Source organism: Rhizobium sp. Root708, assembly GCF_001429725.1.
Lineage (GTDB): Bacteria > Pseudomonadota > Alphaproteobacteria > Rhizobiales > Rhizobiaceae > Rhizobium.
Genome location: NZ_LMHV01000043.1, coordinates 158,910 through 173,042, shown reverse-complemented (window position 1 = coordinate 173,042; position 14,133 = coordinate 158,910). Strand labels below are relative to the sequence as shown.

At 61.7% G+C, this 14,133-nt stretch carries 13 protein-coding genes; 8 read left to right on the top strand and 5 right to left on the bottom strand.

Features of this window, described 5'->3' with window-relative positions:
- Both ASE04_RS25160 and ASE04_RS25155 read right to left on the bottom strand, forming a co-directional pair.
- A complete protein-coding gene (locus ASE04_RS25160; RefSeq protein ID WP_056824480.1) occupies positions 1–1,206 on the bottom strand; it encodes an FAD-binding protein in 1,206 nt (401 codons plus the stop codon).
- A complete protein-coding gene (locus ASE04_RS25155; RefSeq protein ID WP_056824477.1) occupies positions 1,203–2,642 on the bottom strand; it encodes an FAD-linked oxidase C-terminal domain-containing protein in 1,440 nt (479 codons plus the stop codon). The genes ASE04_RS25160 and ASE04_RS25155 overlap by 4 nt, the downstream gene beginning before the upstream one ends.
- Before the next feature lie 134 nt (positions 2,643–2,776).
- Here ASE04_RS25155 and ASE04_RS25150 point away from each other — a divergent pair, with 134 nt between their 5' ends.
- Positions 2,777–3,673 carry a LysR family transcriptional regulator gene (locus ASE04_RS25150; RefSeq protein ID WP_056824474.1) on the top strand — a complete coding sequence of 299 codons (897 nt, stop codon included), beginning with the start codon at positions 2,777–2,779 and terminating at the stop codon, positions 3,671–3,673.
- A 13-nt stretch (positions 3,674–3,686) separates the two neighbouring features.
- Here ASE04_RS25150 and ASE04_RS25145 read toward each other — a convergent pair whose 3' ends face one another.
- Positions 3,687–4,538 (bottom strand): LysR family transcriptional regulator, encoded by an 852-nt coding sequence (locus tag ASE04_RS25145; protein ID WP_056824471.1) that lies wholly within the window; start codon positions 4,536–4,538, stop codon positions 3,687–3,689.
- A 103-nt stretch (positions 4,539–4,641) separates the two neighbouring features.
- On the opposite strand from ASE04_RS25145, the gene ASE04_RS25140 reads away from it, so the two are divergent.
- Entirely contained in the window at positions 4,642–5,640 is a 999-nt protein-coding gene (locus ASE04_RS25140) for a zinc-dependent alcohol dehydrogenase family protein (RefSeq protein WP_056824468.1), read from the top strand.
- A 20-nt stretch (positions 5,641–5,660) separates the two neighbouring features.
- Here the strand turns inward: ASE04_RS25140 and ASE04_RS25135 are convergent, their stop codons facing one another.
- Positions 5,661–6,818, bottom strand: a complete 1,158-nt coding sequence (locus ASE04_RS25135) for an adenosylhomocysteinase (RefSeq protein ID WP_056824465.1) — start codon at positions 6,816–6,818, stop codon at positions 5,661–5,663.
- A 406-nt stretch (positions 6,819–7,224) separates the two neighbouring features.
- On the opposite strand from ASE04_RS25135, the gene ASE04_RS25130 reads away from it, so the two are divergent.
- The 5 genes from ASE04_RS25130 (at position 7,225) to ASE04_RS25110 (ending at position 12,584) form a co-directional block, all read left to right on the top strand.
- On the top strand, positions 7,225–7,737 hold the full coding sequence (locus tag ASE04_RS25130; protein ID WP_056824463.1) for an NUDIX hydrolase: 513 nt from the start codon (positions 7,225–7,227) through the stop codon (positions 7,735–7,737).
- Positions 7,738–7,801: 64 nt separating this feature from the next.
- Positions 7,802–9,301: an inorganic phosphate transporter gene (locus ASE04_RS25125; RefSeq protein WP_056824461.1), complete on the top strand. Its 1,500-nt coding sequence runs from the start codon at positions 7,802–7,804 to the stop codon at positions 9,299–9,301.
- 14 nt (positions 9,302–9,315) lie between these two features.
- Positions 9,316–10,053, top strand: a complete 738-nt coding sequence (locus ASE04_RS25120; RefSeq protein WP_056824458.1) for a 16S rRNA (uracil(1498)-N(3))-methyltransferase — start codon at positions 9,316–9,318, stop codon at positions 10,051–10,053.
- A 145-nt stretch (positions 10,054–10,198) separates the two neighbouring features.
- Positions 10,199–11,572, top strand: coding sequence for a glutamate--cysteine ligase (locus ASE04_RS25115; protein ID WP_056824455.1), 1,374 nt, complete (start codon positions 10,199–10,201; stop codon positions 11,570–11,572).
- A gap of 154 nt (positions 11,573–11,726) precedes the next feature.
- A complete protein-coding gene (locus ASE04_RS25110) occupies positions 11,727–12,584 on the top strand; it encodes a DUF937 domain-containing protein (protein ID WP_056824453.1) in 858 nt (285 codons plus the stop codon).
- Between the two features lie 85 nt (positions 12,585–12,669).
- Here ASE04_RS25110 and ASE04_RS25105 read toward each other — a convergent pair whose 3' ends face one another.
- Positions 12,670–12,969 carry a DUF1127 domain-containing protein gene (locus ASE04_RS25105; protein ID WP_056824450.1) on the bottom strand — a complete coding sequence of 100 codons (300 nt, stop codon included), beginning with the start codon at positions 12,967–12,969 and terminating at the stop codon, positions 12,670–12,672.
- A 204-nt stretch (positions 12,970–13,173) separates the two neighbouring features.
- Here ASE04_RS25105 and ASE04_RS25100 point away from each other — a divergent pair, with 204 nt between their 5' ends.
- The gene (locus ASE04_RS25100; RefSeq protein ID WP_056824449.1) at positions 13,174–14,130 is read left to right on the top strand and encodes a LysR substrate-binding domain-containing protein; all 957 of its coding nucleotides are present in this window, start codon (positions 13,174–13,176) and stop codon (positions 14,128–14,130) included.
- The last annotated feature ends 3 nt before the right edge of the window (positions 14,131–14,133 follow it).

Genomic DNA, 14,133 nt, shown 5'->3' with positions numbered 1-14,133 from the left:
TCAGCTCGCCGCCATCTTGCCCGGGTTGAGGATACCGGCGGGATCGAACTTCTCCTTCAGGCGCGCGGACAGGAGCTCCACCGGTTGCGGCTGCGGCTGAAATGCCGCCGTTGCGGCGCGCATCCTTTCCGGTGCCCGCAAGAGCGCGGCATGACCGCCGCCGAGCGCCTTCAGAAACCGGCGGACCAAGTCAGCCTCGGCATCGGCTTCCATTCGCATCCAGATCAGACCACCCTGCCAATCATAGAATGCATCGACGCCGGTCTCGAGCCGCAGTGCGGCCACAAGCTGGTGCCCGACGCCCGGCGCGGTCGACACGCGCCATACGGGGCGCGGCGTGCCGTCGGCATAGGGCAGAACATCACGGATTTCCCGCCACAGCTGCACGCTCTCGTCCCTGCCGAAGCGCATGACGGCACCGAAGGCAGTCATCGCGGCGGCGAGCTTCGTTGCTCTTGCCTCGACGGAGCCGGGCAGTCCCTCGATGCGCAGAACGGTCGCCTCACTCGCGGGAAGCGTCCCGTCGAGGAACTTCCAGGTCACCGTCATCGGCAGGTGTGCGGCACCGGATACCTCGACCGGCAGGGCCATGGCTGCCGCCATCGCGTGCGCGGCCTCGGCGTCGTTCAGGCCTTCGACCGCAATGGTCGCCTCGTCTTTCGGCCGGGGCGGAACACGGAACGTGACCTCGGTCAGAAATCCAAGCGTGCCGTAGGAGCCTGCCATCAGCTTGACGAGATCGAGGCCGGTGACGTTCTTCATGACGCGACCGCCCGCCTTGATGGCTTCTCCCCTGCCATTGATGAAGCGCACACCGAGCAGGCTATCGCGCGCTGCGCCCGCCACGAAACGGCGCGGCCCTGATACGTTGGCGGCAAAGACGCCGCCGATCGTCGGCTCTCCCGTCGTGCCCATCAGCGGCCGGTGGTCCATCGGCTCAAACGCCATCATCTGCCCGTTGCCGGCAAGGGCGTTCTCGATTTCGGCCAGCGGCGTACCCGCCCGCGCCGTCATGACCATCTCGCCGGGGTTATAGGCGACGATCCCCGCAAGGTTCGTGGAGCGCAGTCGGCTTTCGGCTTCCACCGCATTGCCAAAGCCGGCGCGGGTGTCGCCGCCGCAAATCGCGAGCCTGCGGCCGGTCCCGGCATGCTCGCGCACGATGGCGGCGGCATCCTCTTCGCTGGTCGGAAAAAGATCGATCATGCGGCGGGACGTCCCTCAAGCGGGAAGACCTTCGATGGATTGAGTATCCAGCCCGGATCGAACGCAGCACGAGCCGCCATCTGCTGCGCCAGATCCGCCTCGGAAAACTGATGACGCATGAGATCGCGCTTCTCGATCCCGACCCCGTGCTCGCCGGTGAGACAGCCGCCGGCATCGACACAGAGCCTCAGGATATCCATCCCCGCGGCCTCGGCACGAGCCGCATCCGCGGGATCGTTGGCATTGAAGAGGATCAGGGGGTGCATGTTGCCATCGCCGGCATGAAAGACGTTGGCGACGCGAAGCCCGTAGCTGTCGACGATCTCGGAGGTCCGCTTCAGCACGAAGGACAACTGGCTCAAAGGCACCGTCCCATCCATGCAGATGTAATCGGAGATGCGTCCGGTGGCGCCGAAAGCCGACTTGCGACCTTTCCAGATCAACGCCGCCTCGGTTGCCGATTGGCACTCGCGCACGGTCTTCACGCCATGCTTGCGCGCGATCTCGACGACGCTCGCCAGCATGTCGTCCATTTCCGCTTCGGACCCCTCGACCTCGACGATGAGAAGCGCACCGACATCCAGGGGATAGCCCGCGCCGGCAAATGCCTCGCATATCTCGATCGCCGGCTTGTCCATGAACTCGATGGCGACGGGGATGATGCCGGCCGCGATCACATCGGACACACAGGAGCCTGCCTCCTCGGAGGTCTCGAAGCCGAACAAGACAGGGCGGGCACCTTCCGGCTTTGCAATCAGCCGCACCGTCGCCTCGGTGACGATGCCAAGCTGGCCTTCATGGCCGCAAACGAGGCCGAGCAGATCATAGCCCGCGGCATCCAGGTGTTTGCCACCGAGATCGATGACCGTGCCGTCGGTCAGGACCATCCTGACGCCGAGTAAATTGTTGGTGGTCACGCCGTATTTCAGACAGTGCGCGCCGCCGGAATTCATGCCGATATTGCCGCCGATCGTGCAGGCAAGCTGCGAACTCGGGTCGGGAGCATAGAAGAAGCCATCGCCGGCAACCGCGTCGGAAATATTCAGATTTGTCACACCGGCCTGTACGACGGCAGCGCGGTTCGGCAGGTCGATATCGAGGATCTGGTTCATCTTCGAAACGCAGACGACGACCGCATCTTCCTGCGGGATCGCACCGCCGGAAAGCGAGGTACCGGCACCGCGCGGAACGACGGGCACGCCATAGCGATGACAGTACTTCATCACCGCGATCACTTCGGCCGTGCTGCGCGGCAGGGCCACCGCAAGCGGCACACGCCGGTAGGACACAAACGCATCGGTCTCGAAAGGGACCAGTTCGCGCGTCTCGTGAACGAGGCATTCGGGCGGCAGGAGATCGGCGAGATCGGCCACGATCTGCTTGCGGCGAGCGATCACATCGGCACGGGGAGCGAGAAATGAAATTGCGTCCGACACGACTCTCTCCCTTGCCTGGCAGCGGCGAAATCCTGGCGCATCCTCCCTGCGCGCAAGGGCTTCGGCTTAGCACTTTCCCGATTGTGGCGCAAATGCTAAGCACTTATGCCAAAAGAATAAAATATCAGGGTAACATGACCAATCTGGGTGATCTCGAGATCTTCGCCAAGGTCGCGGCGACGGGCAGCATGTCGCTGGCCGGGCGGGCGCTGGGCTTTTCGCCGGCGGTCGTCTCAAAGCGCATAAAGCGGCTCGAAGACCGGCTGGGGACGCGGCTGCTGCAGCGGACGACGCGGCAGATTTCGCTGACGGAAGCCGGACAGGGCTTCTACGACCGGGTTCTCGGCATCCTCGCCGGACTGGAGGAGGCCGAATTCTACATTTCGGGTCGCTCGGCGCAGATGCACGGAACGCTGAAGGTTTCGGCGCCGACCTCCTTCGGACGCATGCATATCGCGCCGCATCTCAAGACGTTCATGGAAGAGCATCCGGAGCTAGTGATCAACCTTGTGCTCAGCGACGAATTCAGCGACATCGTCGGCGGCGGCTTCGACCTCGCCATCCGCATCGCCGAACTCACCGATTCCAGCCTCGTGGCGCGGCGCCTCGCTCCGGTGCGCCGGCTGCTCTGTGCGTCTCCGGATTACATCGCGACCCAGGGCATGCCTCAGAGCATCGACGAATTGAAGCAGCATCGCTGCCTGCCTGCCCACAACAACGATGTCTGGCGGCTCGAGGGGCCGGACGGCGCGCTTTCGATACGGCCGGAAGGAATGCTGGTCACCAACTCCAGCGAGGTCATCCGCGAGGCTGTCATCGCCGGGCTCGGAATCGCCCTTCGCTCAACGTGGGACATCGGTGAGGAGCTCAAACAGGGGCGATTGGTGCAGGTGCTTCCTGCCTACGAGGGATCGCGCAACGTCACCTTGTCCGCCGTCTATCCAAGCCGCCAGTTCCTGCCGGCGAAGGTTCGGCTGTTCATCGACTATCTCGCGGAGCTCTACGGCCCGACCCCTTACTGGGAGCGATAAGCGAACGGCGGCGTTATCCGGCGAGCCGCTCGATGACGAGATCGAGAAGGGCGCGCAACCGCGCGAGCCTTCTGATATCGCGATGATAGCCGAGCCAAGTATCCCGGCCGGGCGGCGGCTCTCCGAGATCGACCAGCTCGATCGTCGATATCGCGTCGCCGAGCGGTCGCGGCAGGACGGCGAGCCCGGCACCGCCGGCGCAGAGGCTCGCCTGCACATCGCGGTTGTTGCTGCGAAGGACGATATCAGCCTTCGGTAAAACGCGCTTCAGCCATTGCACATCGGGCATGCTTTCAAACGCTTCGTCCATGACCACGAGGCGCGATCCCTCGCCATTGAAGGCGACCGGATGATCGATCCCTTTCCGGACATAGAGGCCATATTCGATGCGCAACAGCCGGCGCGATATCACGTCCGGCTCCGAGAACGGCGCGATGCGGAAGACGAGATCGGCCTCGCGACGCGACAGGCTCAGCAGGCGGCTGTCGGTCAACAATTCCACCACCACCTTCGGATAGACTTGCGAAAACTCGGCCAGAACCGGCGACAGCACATGCGTCCCGAACCAGTCGGACGACGAGACGCGAAGAAACCCGCTCAGCTGTCGCCCATGCCCCCCGAGTTCGCGTTCCAGGGAAAGGGCTTCCTCCTCCATGCGTTCGGCGCGGGCAAAAACGATAGAACCCTCGTCGGTCAGAACGAAACCGTCCGGTGTTCGCTGAAAGAGCGTTTGCCCCAGGGATGCTTCGAGCGCCCGCAGCCGCCGTCCCATGGTCGGTTGCGTCAAACCGAGCAGGCGGGCGGCTGCGCCCAGCGTGCCGGATCTGGCGATCGCCAGGAACAGTTTCAGATCGCTCCACTCCATCCCACCGCCAAACAATTTTGCATGGATCTCAGACAATCTCTTTCATTTCCATTCCTTTTTCAATGCGCCATTCTGACGCCATTCAACGAAGAGGAAAAACCAGATGTCCACGGAAACAACGATGAAGGCCGCACTGCTCGATGCGCCTGACGCAGACTTCCGCCTTGCCGAGATCGCCCGCCCTGTCGCCGGCGAAGGCCAGTTACTGGTGCGGATTGCCGCAAGCGGTGTCAATCCGCTCGACACCAAGATCCGCGCCGGCAAGGCGGCACATGCCCGCCACCCGCTTCCGGCGGTTCTCGGAATCGACATGGCCGGCATCGTCGAAGCCGTCGGCCCCGGCGTTTCCGGCTTTCGTCGGGGTGACGAAGTCTATGGGATGACCGGCGGCGTCGGCGGCGTCCAGGGCTCGCTGGCGGAGTTTGCCGCCGTCGACGCCCGACTGATCGCGCCGAAGCCGCACAATTTCTCGATGCGCGAGGCTGCCGCGCTGCCATTGATCGCGATCACGGCATGGGAAGGCCTCGTCGATCGTGCCCAGGTAAGATCCGGCCAGCGCGTCCTGGTTATCGGCGGCGGTGGCGGCGTCGGTCATATCGCCGTCCAGATCGCCAAGGCGATGGGCGCCGACGTCTACGCCGTCGACAGTGCCGGCAAGGCGGACTTTCTCGGCAGCCTCGGCGCAACACCGATCGATCGAGCCACGGGAACCGTCGGCGATTACGTTGCGACCTATACCGACGGCAAAGGGTTCGATGTCGTCTACGACACGGCGGGTGGAACCGGGCTCGACAACGCCTTCCAGGCCGTCGGCAGATTTGGCCATGTCGTCAGCGCGCTCGGTTGGGGCACACACGCGCTGGCGCCGTTGTCCTTCAAGGCTGCGAGCTATTCCGGCGTTTTCACGCTGCTGCCGCTGCTGACAGGCGAAGGCCGCGAACACCACGGGAAGATCATGCACGAGGTGACCAAGCTTGCCGAAAGCGGAAAGCTGGTTCCCAAGCTTGACGACCGCCGGTTCGGCCTTGTCGACGTTGCGGAGACGCATGCCCTGATCGAAAACAAGCAGGCCAACGGCAAGCTCGTTATCGACATCGCCTGATGCGGCAGGTGCACGCGCCCCTACCGTGCCAGATCGAGATAGGCGTTGGCGACGGCAGCGTCGATGTCTGACGGTACCGGGACGACGCAGGCCTCCGGGCCTGCGTCGCGACGGGCAATACGTTCGAGGCACCTCGCCTGAAGCGTGAAGCCGAGATCCATCGATTCCACCGAATTGCCGAGCGGGCGCGGGCCGGCGAGATTGGCCATGTGGCCGCCGCCGAGAATATGGATTGCCCGGCCGTCCTTCAGATGAAGGGTTTCGATGCCATCCGCCTCGTAGACGCCGCGGCTTGCGACGTCGGGATGATTGCGAAAAGCCGCAACGTCGATCTCGGTCGGGAAATGCCCGCCGTTCATCAGGATGACGCCATCCTTCAATAGCGGCAGATCCTTGGCGGTCACGATATCGGGGTAACCCGTTACTGTGATCAGCACGTCGGCGGACCTGATGGCCTGCTGCCGCAGCGGCGTCAGAAACCCATCGAGATGCGCTTCGAGCGACGTCACTGGGTCGACGTCGACGACGCTGACCTGCGAGAAGGCATTGCGGAAGCAGGCGGCGGTGCCCTTGCCGCAGGCTCCGTAGCCGAAGACCGTCACGCGCTTGCCATTGGTGGAGCGATTGGTGAAGCGCATGTAGCTCTCGAACAGGCTCTGGCCGACGGCGTGCCTGTTTTCCGCGAACTGCTTGATCGGGCTGTCGTTGATCACGAGGATCGGCATTTTGAGCTTGTCGCGCAGCGGCATCAGCCGGGTGCGGCCCGATGTCGTCTCCTCCGTGCCGCCGAGGAGCTGCGGATAGGGACTCTCCGCGGCGATGGCGAAAAGATCGCCGCCATTATCAAGCAGCAGATCCGGTTTTTCGGCAATCACCGCCTCAAGGCTTTGATGATGGGCCTCGGCGTCCGTCGTCTGGGTTGCGAAAACGGTGAAGCCTTCGGCGCGAAGAAAATCAACGGTCGCGGGCTGAGTGCTGTTTAGATTGCCGGTGCAGACGAGACGCGCGCCGCCGGCCTTCAGCGTCATCAGAAGCGCGACTGTCTTCGGCTCCAGATGGATGCCGGTTCCGATCGCAAGCCCCTTAAAAGGCTGTGTTTCGCGAAATTCGGTCGCCGTAGTGTTGAGAAGACGGCAGCTGCCGCCGATCCAGTCGATGCGAGTTGCCTGTCTTTCCATGGTCGTTCCTTTCGCGGTCGGCCATTGTTAGACAGATCGGCGTTTGAAAGGCACGGACATTTCTGTTTCTTCGACAGAAAAAAGCGTCCCAAATCCATCCACCAACATTAGCCGGCAACCTTTTTTGGGCAGATAAGCCGCAGAATCACCACAGTATTCAGATATCGGTGCATCATCAAAAAGCGCGATTGATTGCGACAAAGCAAAGGAACATATTAGTTCCTGTGAATGCGACGGAATCAGACTATTCGATGACGGTTTCTCTAAACCGAAATCAAAACGAAACCATTTATTGGTATGTTTGAAGCCTCCCGCGAAAGCAAAGCAATAAACAGGGATCGCGCAAGCTTCCTGCAAGATACTGACAGGACAATAAATACACCAAACCGTAAAGGTGACCCGACCATTGACTCTTCTTGCCCGCCTGGCCTCTGATGTGCAGCTGATGTTCCGGCGCCCCCCGCGCCAGCAATATGCAGCGCTTTGTTATCGGGTGAGCAAGAAATCCGGTTCCCTTGAGGTCTTGCTACTGACGAGCCGTGACACCGGCCGCTGGGTGATGCCGAAGGGATGGCCCATGGACGGCAAGACGTCGTACGAGGTGGCCGCACGGGAAGCCTACGAGGAAGCCGGCGTCCGCGGCACGGTCGAAAGCGAAACGATCGGCTGCTACCACTATCCCAAGGTGCTCAAGAACGGCCTGAAGGTGACCTGCAAGGTTCAGGTCTACGTGCTTGAGGTTTCGACGATGGCGAAGAACTTCAAGGAGAAGGGCGAGCGCCGCACGGAATGGGTCTCCTGCGAGGAAGCCGCGAAGCGCGTGCAGGAGTCCGAACTCAGCGCCTTGTTCCTGCTGTTCAAGCGGCGCATGGTCGACAGGCTGACACACTCCATGCCGACGCAAATTCCCGCGGAATGAACGCTGCCATCTTGCGCTGCCGAACTCAGCAGCGTTAAAGCAGCGTTCAACGATAGGGAACAGCATGCCGGACCGTCCAACAGTCCTCAGGAAACGAACGCTCGACAAGGATCTCGACAAGCTCATGCATGTCGAGGACGCGTCGAAATTCGTCTCGCGCAAGCTGATCACCCCCGGTATCGGCATGGTCTTCCTTGGCCTCGCAATGCTGTTTGCCGGCGTCTACGTGCTTGATCGTCCGGGCGCCGGGCTGGTTATCGCCGCTGCCGCACTCGCCGCCTACATGGCCATGAACATCGGCGCGAACGACGTGACCAACAACGTCGGCGCAGCGGTCGGCGCGCGTGCCATCACGATGGGTCAGGCGCTTGTCATCGCCGCCATTTTCGAGATTCTCGGCGCGACGATCGCGGGCGGCGAGGTCGTCAAGACGATCTCCTCAAGCATTGTCGATGCAGTCCAGATTCCGGCCGGCACACTCGGCTGGATCATGATGGCGGCGCTGATGGCAGCCGCATTGTGGATCAACCTCGCGACCTGGATGAATGCGCCGGTCTCGACCACGCACTCCATCGTGGGCGCGGTTATCGGCGCCGGCATCGGCGCGGTCGGTCCCGAGCCCGTCAACTGGCGGGTGTTGGCGGAAATCACATCGAGCTGGATCACCTCGCCGCTAATCGGCGGCGTCATCGCGGCGGGCCTGCTCTATCTGGTGAAGACCTTCATCATTTACCGCGAGGACAAGATCTCGGCCGCCAAGCGCTGGGTGCCCGTCCTGATCGCGATGATGATCGGCGGCTTCACCAGCTACATGATCCTTCAGCTCGAGACCGCCCATAGCTTTTCGTCGCGGACCATTATCCTCATCGGCATTGCAGCCGGCGTGCTCGGCTGGCTCGTCGTCGCCCCGTTGGTGCGCAAGCAGGCGGAAGGGCTCGAGAACCGCAACAGTTCGCTCCGGGTTCTCTTTCGATTGCCTCTGATCGGATCGGCGGCGCTGCTTTCCTTCGCGCATGGCGCAAACGACGTTTCCAATGCCGTCGGTCCGTTGTCGGCGATCGTGCGTGTCTCCCTTGGTCATCCTCTCGGTGACAATGCGGGGCCGCCGATCTGGGTCATGCTCATCGGTGCCTTCGGCATTTCGGTCGGTCTGCTGCTGTTCGGTCCACGCCTGATCCGACTGGTCGGTGAACAGATTACCAAACTCAATCCGATGCGCGCCTATTGCGTTGCATCGTCGACGGCGTTCACGGTTATTATCGCGTCCTGGCTCGGCCTGCCTGTCAGTACCACGCATATCGCGGTCGGTTCGGTCTTCGGCGTCGGCTTCTTCCGCGAATGGTATACCCGCAACTCCAAGCAACGGCTCGCCTATCTCAAGCGCCGGGCTGAGGTCTGGGTGATCGACGAGCCCGAGGACCCGAACACCCACGAGGTGCGTCGCCGCTATCTGGTTCGCCGCTCGCACTTCATGACGATCATCGCGGCCTGGGTCATCACCGTACCGGCATCCGGCGCGCTTGCGGCTGTTCTTTACTGGCTTATGGTCTTCCTCTTCGTCTAAGCGGGATATTCTCTATGCGCGCCAATTTTCGGATGCAGCGGCTCTTTGTTGACGCCCCATTGTCGCTGGGCGGCAGCGTCGAGGTCGGCGCCGACCAGTTCAACTACCTGGCCAATGTCCTGCGCATGACCGACGGCGCCGAGCTTCTTGTCTTCAACGGGCGCGACGGCGAATGGAAAGTCCGCGTTTCGTTTCCGACCCGCAAGCGCATCCTGCTTGTGCCGGAGGAGCAGACACGGCCGCAGCCGGCGCCTTCAGACCTGCATTATCTCTTCGCGCCGCTGAAGGTCGGTCGCCTCGACTATCTCGTCCAGAAGGCCGTCGAGATGGGCGCCGGCGTTCTGCAGCCTGTGATGACGCAGCATGTCCAGGGCAAGATCACCAGCCTCGACAAGCTTAGAGCCAACGTCATCGAGGCCGCCGAGCAATGCGGCATCCTTGGCATCCCAGACGTTGCCGCCCCGGTCCGGCTCTTCGATCTCCTCGACACATGGCCGAACGACCGACGCATCATCTACTGCGACGAAGGCGATGCCGGGCAAAATCCGCTGCCGCTTCTCGCCAAGATATCCGAGCGCAAGCTGGCATTGCTGGTTGGGCCCGAAGGCGGATTCTCGGAAGAGGAACGGGCACGGCTTCGCGGTCTGGACTTCGTTACCGCAATCCCTCTCGGGCCGCGAATTTTGCGGGCCGATACCGCTGCGGTTGCAGCGCTTGCCGTCATCCAGGCGTCGGTCGGCGACTGGCACTGAAGCGGCAACATTCTTGAGCAAAAATCGGCTACTAAATTTTTGAAGAACCGTTGAAACAATTTCACTTGCAACATACGTGGGACGGGCCCTAATCACCCTTCCCTATACGCCCAATTCCGGGCGCCTTCCGATACAGGTACTTTGAATGGCTCGCGATACCACCGACCAGACGCCGCTCTCTTCGGTTCAGGAGCTGACCGATTATCTTGCTGCCGGCAACAAGCCGGAAGACGCATTTCGGATCGGCACCGAGCACGAGAAGTTTGCCTTTTTCCGGGCAGACAACACGCCTGTTCCGTATTTCGGCGAGAACAGCATTTCCGGCCTGTTGAAGGGCCTGCAGCAGAAGAGCGGATGGGATCCGATCGTCGACGACGGCAACATCATCGGTCTTGGCGCACCGAACGGCATGGGCGCCATCTCGATCGAGCCCGGCGGTCAGTTCGAACTCTCCGGCGCACCGCTGCAATCGATCCATGAGACCTGCAAGGAATCGAATACACACTTGGCGACGCTGCGCGAGATCGCCGAGCCGATGGGCATCCGGTTTCTCGGCATTGGCGGCAGCCCGAAGTGGACGCTGCAGGAAACCCCCGTCATGCCGAAGTCGCGCTACGGCATCATGAGCCGCTACATGCCGAAGATCGGCACGCAGGGTCTCGACATGATGTACCGGACGTGCACGATCCAGGTTAACCTCGACTTCTCGTCCGAAGCCGACATGCGCAAGAAGATGCGCGTCTCGATGAAGCTTCAATCCCTGGCGACCGCGCTGTTTGCATCGTCGCCATTTACCGAAGGCAAGCTCAACGGATTGCTTTCCTGGCGCGGCGACATCTGGCGCGATACGGACAACCAACGCTCCGGCTTGCTCGACTTCACCTTCCGCGACGATTTCGGGTTCCGCGACTACGTGGAATGGGCACTTGACGTTCCGATGTACTTCATCGTGCGCGATGGCCGCTATCACGACTGTACCCATGTGACCTTCCGGCAGTTCATGAACGGCGCCCTGAAGGGCGAAGTCGCTGCCTGGGAGCCGACCATGGGCGACTGGACCAACCACCTGTCGACGCTGTTCCCCGATGTCCGGCTGAAGCGGTTCCTCGAAATGCGCGGCGCCGATGGCGGACCATGGCGGCGCATCTGTGCGCTTCCGGCGTTCTGGGTCGGTCTGCTCTACGACGACGCAGCGCTCGAGGCTGCCGACATGCTGACCAAGGACTGGACCTTCGACGAAGTGAACGCGCTTCGAAACGAGGTCCCCGCCCAGGGTCTGCGCGCCCGCTTCCGCGGCCACGAGCTCTACGACACCGCCCGCGAAGTCATGGCGGTTGCCAAGGCTGGCCTGAAGGCACGCGGCAAGCTCAATCAGGAAGGCCAGGACGAGACGATCTTCCTCGGTCCGCTCGACGAAGTGCTCGCCAAGCGCGCGACGCTCGCGGAAGATCTCGTTGCCCTCTACAGCGGTCGCTGGAACGGCTCGGTCGAGCCCGTCTTCACGGAATACCAGTACTAAGGCACTCGCCTTCCGCTTAATATTGATGCTGAAGATCGGCGCCGGGTTTCCGGCGCTGTCTGCTTAAGGTGTTCAATAAAAAGCCGTTTGCGCATTCCTTTTTCCGGCTATAGTGACGCAATCACGCGTCGCAAACCGGGGAAAGGGATTTTCCATGCTGCCACTCTTCGACATGATGATGCAGGCACAAAACGGCGCTGCAATGGACGCGGTTTCCAAGCAATTCAACCTTGCGCAGGAGCAGGCCACCAAGGCGATGGCAGCCCTGATGCCGGCGTTTTCCGCCGGGCTCAAGCGCAACAGCAACAATCCCTATGACTTCATGGGCCTGATGCAGTCGGTCGGCTCCGGAAATTACGCCAAGTATTTCGAGGACATGAGCAAGGCGTTTACGCCTCAGGGCATTTCCGACGGCAACAACATCCTGGCGCAGCTCTTCGGCTCGAAAGAGGTTTCGCGTGCCGTTGCCGCGCAGGCCGCGCAGATGACCGGCATCGGCCAGGAAATCTACAAGCAGATGCTGCCCGTCATTGCCGACACGCTGATGGGTGGCCTGTTCAAGCAGTCGATGGGCCAGATGTCGGCGCCGGTCAATCCGTTCGTCAATACCGCGATGGGCGAGACGATCCAGAGATGGCTGGAGAGCACCGGCTTTGCGCCGAAGGTAAAGGCGGCGCCTGAGCCGAGCATCTTCGACAACCCGTTCACCCAGGCGATGCAGTTGATGTTCAGCGTGCCGAAGCCGGAGCGGGAAAACGCGCCGGTCAATCCATTTCTGGACAATCCGTTCGCCAAGGCATTTCAGGAAATGATGGGGAACGTCGGCAAGCCGGCTCCAGAAAAGCAGCCGGAACCAAAGGACGAGGGAACGGCAGCCGCCGAAAGCTATGTCAACATGCTGAGCACCATGTTCGACAGCGGGCTGGAGGTCCAGAAGAGCTATCAGAAGAACATGGAAGCGATCTTCGAAAGCTATATGCCGAAGCCTTCCTCGCCGCCCCCGAAGGCATAAAAAAACCCGGAGATGGCTGGGAGGCCGATCACCGGGCAAGAGGCAGGGTTATTGGCTATCACCCTGCGGGGAAAACTGGCCGAACCTAGTGGTCGTTGGTCCGGAGAAGTGCGTTGCGGCCGCGATTGCGGGCAACGCGGGCGAGATCGTCGGACGGATCTTCAAAGAAGGTCGAGGCACGGAACGCCGACGTGAGGTCGGCGCGCGAAAGCCCGATGTCCTTCAGTTGATTGTCGTCGAGATCATGCAGCCGGTTGACTTCCATGCGGTTGCGGAAAGCGCGCACAACGGATGCCAGCCATGCATAGACGTTCACGAGACGCTGGGAAGACGTCGTTGTCGTCTGGGTGCAGTCGAGTTCCAGTATCCGGTCTGTCGTGCGCATAGGAGTTCCTTTCGTTCAGCGCGCAACAATCCACCCCTCCCGCGAGGTCGAGCGGGAAGACGGAAGGTTGAATTTCTGAGAGCGAACAGGCAGGGCGCCTGTCCATTACTTGCCTGATTTGCAAGCCGAAGATGCCAAAGCCCTATTGATCAGTCCAACGAATGTTTCTAATGATTATCATCAGAGATTGTTATAGGTGACCTGATGTCCGCGCCTCTTGATATTGATCAGTTGCAGACTTTCATCGCGATTGTGGATTCCGGCAGCTTCACCAAGGCGGCCGACAGGGTCTACAAGACGCAATCAGCCGTCTCCATGCAGATGAGGCGGCTGGAAGAGCGCATCGGCAAGCAGCTTTTCATCAAGGATGGCCGTGGCAACCGCCTGACCGCCGAGGGCGAGAAGCTCTTGAACTATGCGCGACGCATGATCCGCCTCAACAACGAGGCGATTGCTGCCTTCGACGACAACCGGCTCGAGGGAACGCTGCGCATCGGCACGCCCGATGACTACGCCGATCGCTACATGCCTGAAATCATCGGCCGCTTCGCCAAGACGCACCCGAACGTCGAACTCTTCATCGTCTGCGAGCCTTCGGTGGACCTTGCAGAGCGAATGCATCGCGGCGAACTCGATATCGCGCTGGTGACCCATAACCCGCGTGAGCGCATGTCCGATGTCGTGCGGACCGAGCCGCTCTGCTGGGTCGGGTCGGCCAACCATCCGATCCGTGACGACGCACCGGTTCCGCTGGCCGTCGGTCGCCGCGACTGCCAATGGCGCCAGCTTGCCTGCTCGGCACTCGACGCCGTCGGTCGCGAACATCAGATCCTGTTCACCAGCTGGTCGTGCACGGTCGTCGCCGCCGCCGTGCTCGCCGGCATGGCTGTCTCCGTCATGCCGGAATCGGCGTTGCGCACCGGCATGAAGGTCCTGAGCCAGGTGGACGGCTTCCCTGCCCTTCCCCCGGTCCAGATCGGCATCATGAAGCGGCCGGGCGTGTCGATTTCGCTGATGAACGCGATTACCGCGCACATCACCGCCTGCCTCGACAACATCACGCCTGCCGTCGTCGACGACAATCTGGAGCCGGATGTGAAGAACGCCTATGGGCGGGCTCAGCCCCGCCTCAAGGTCTCAAACGTCGTCCCGAGCTGGTAGGTC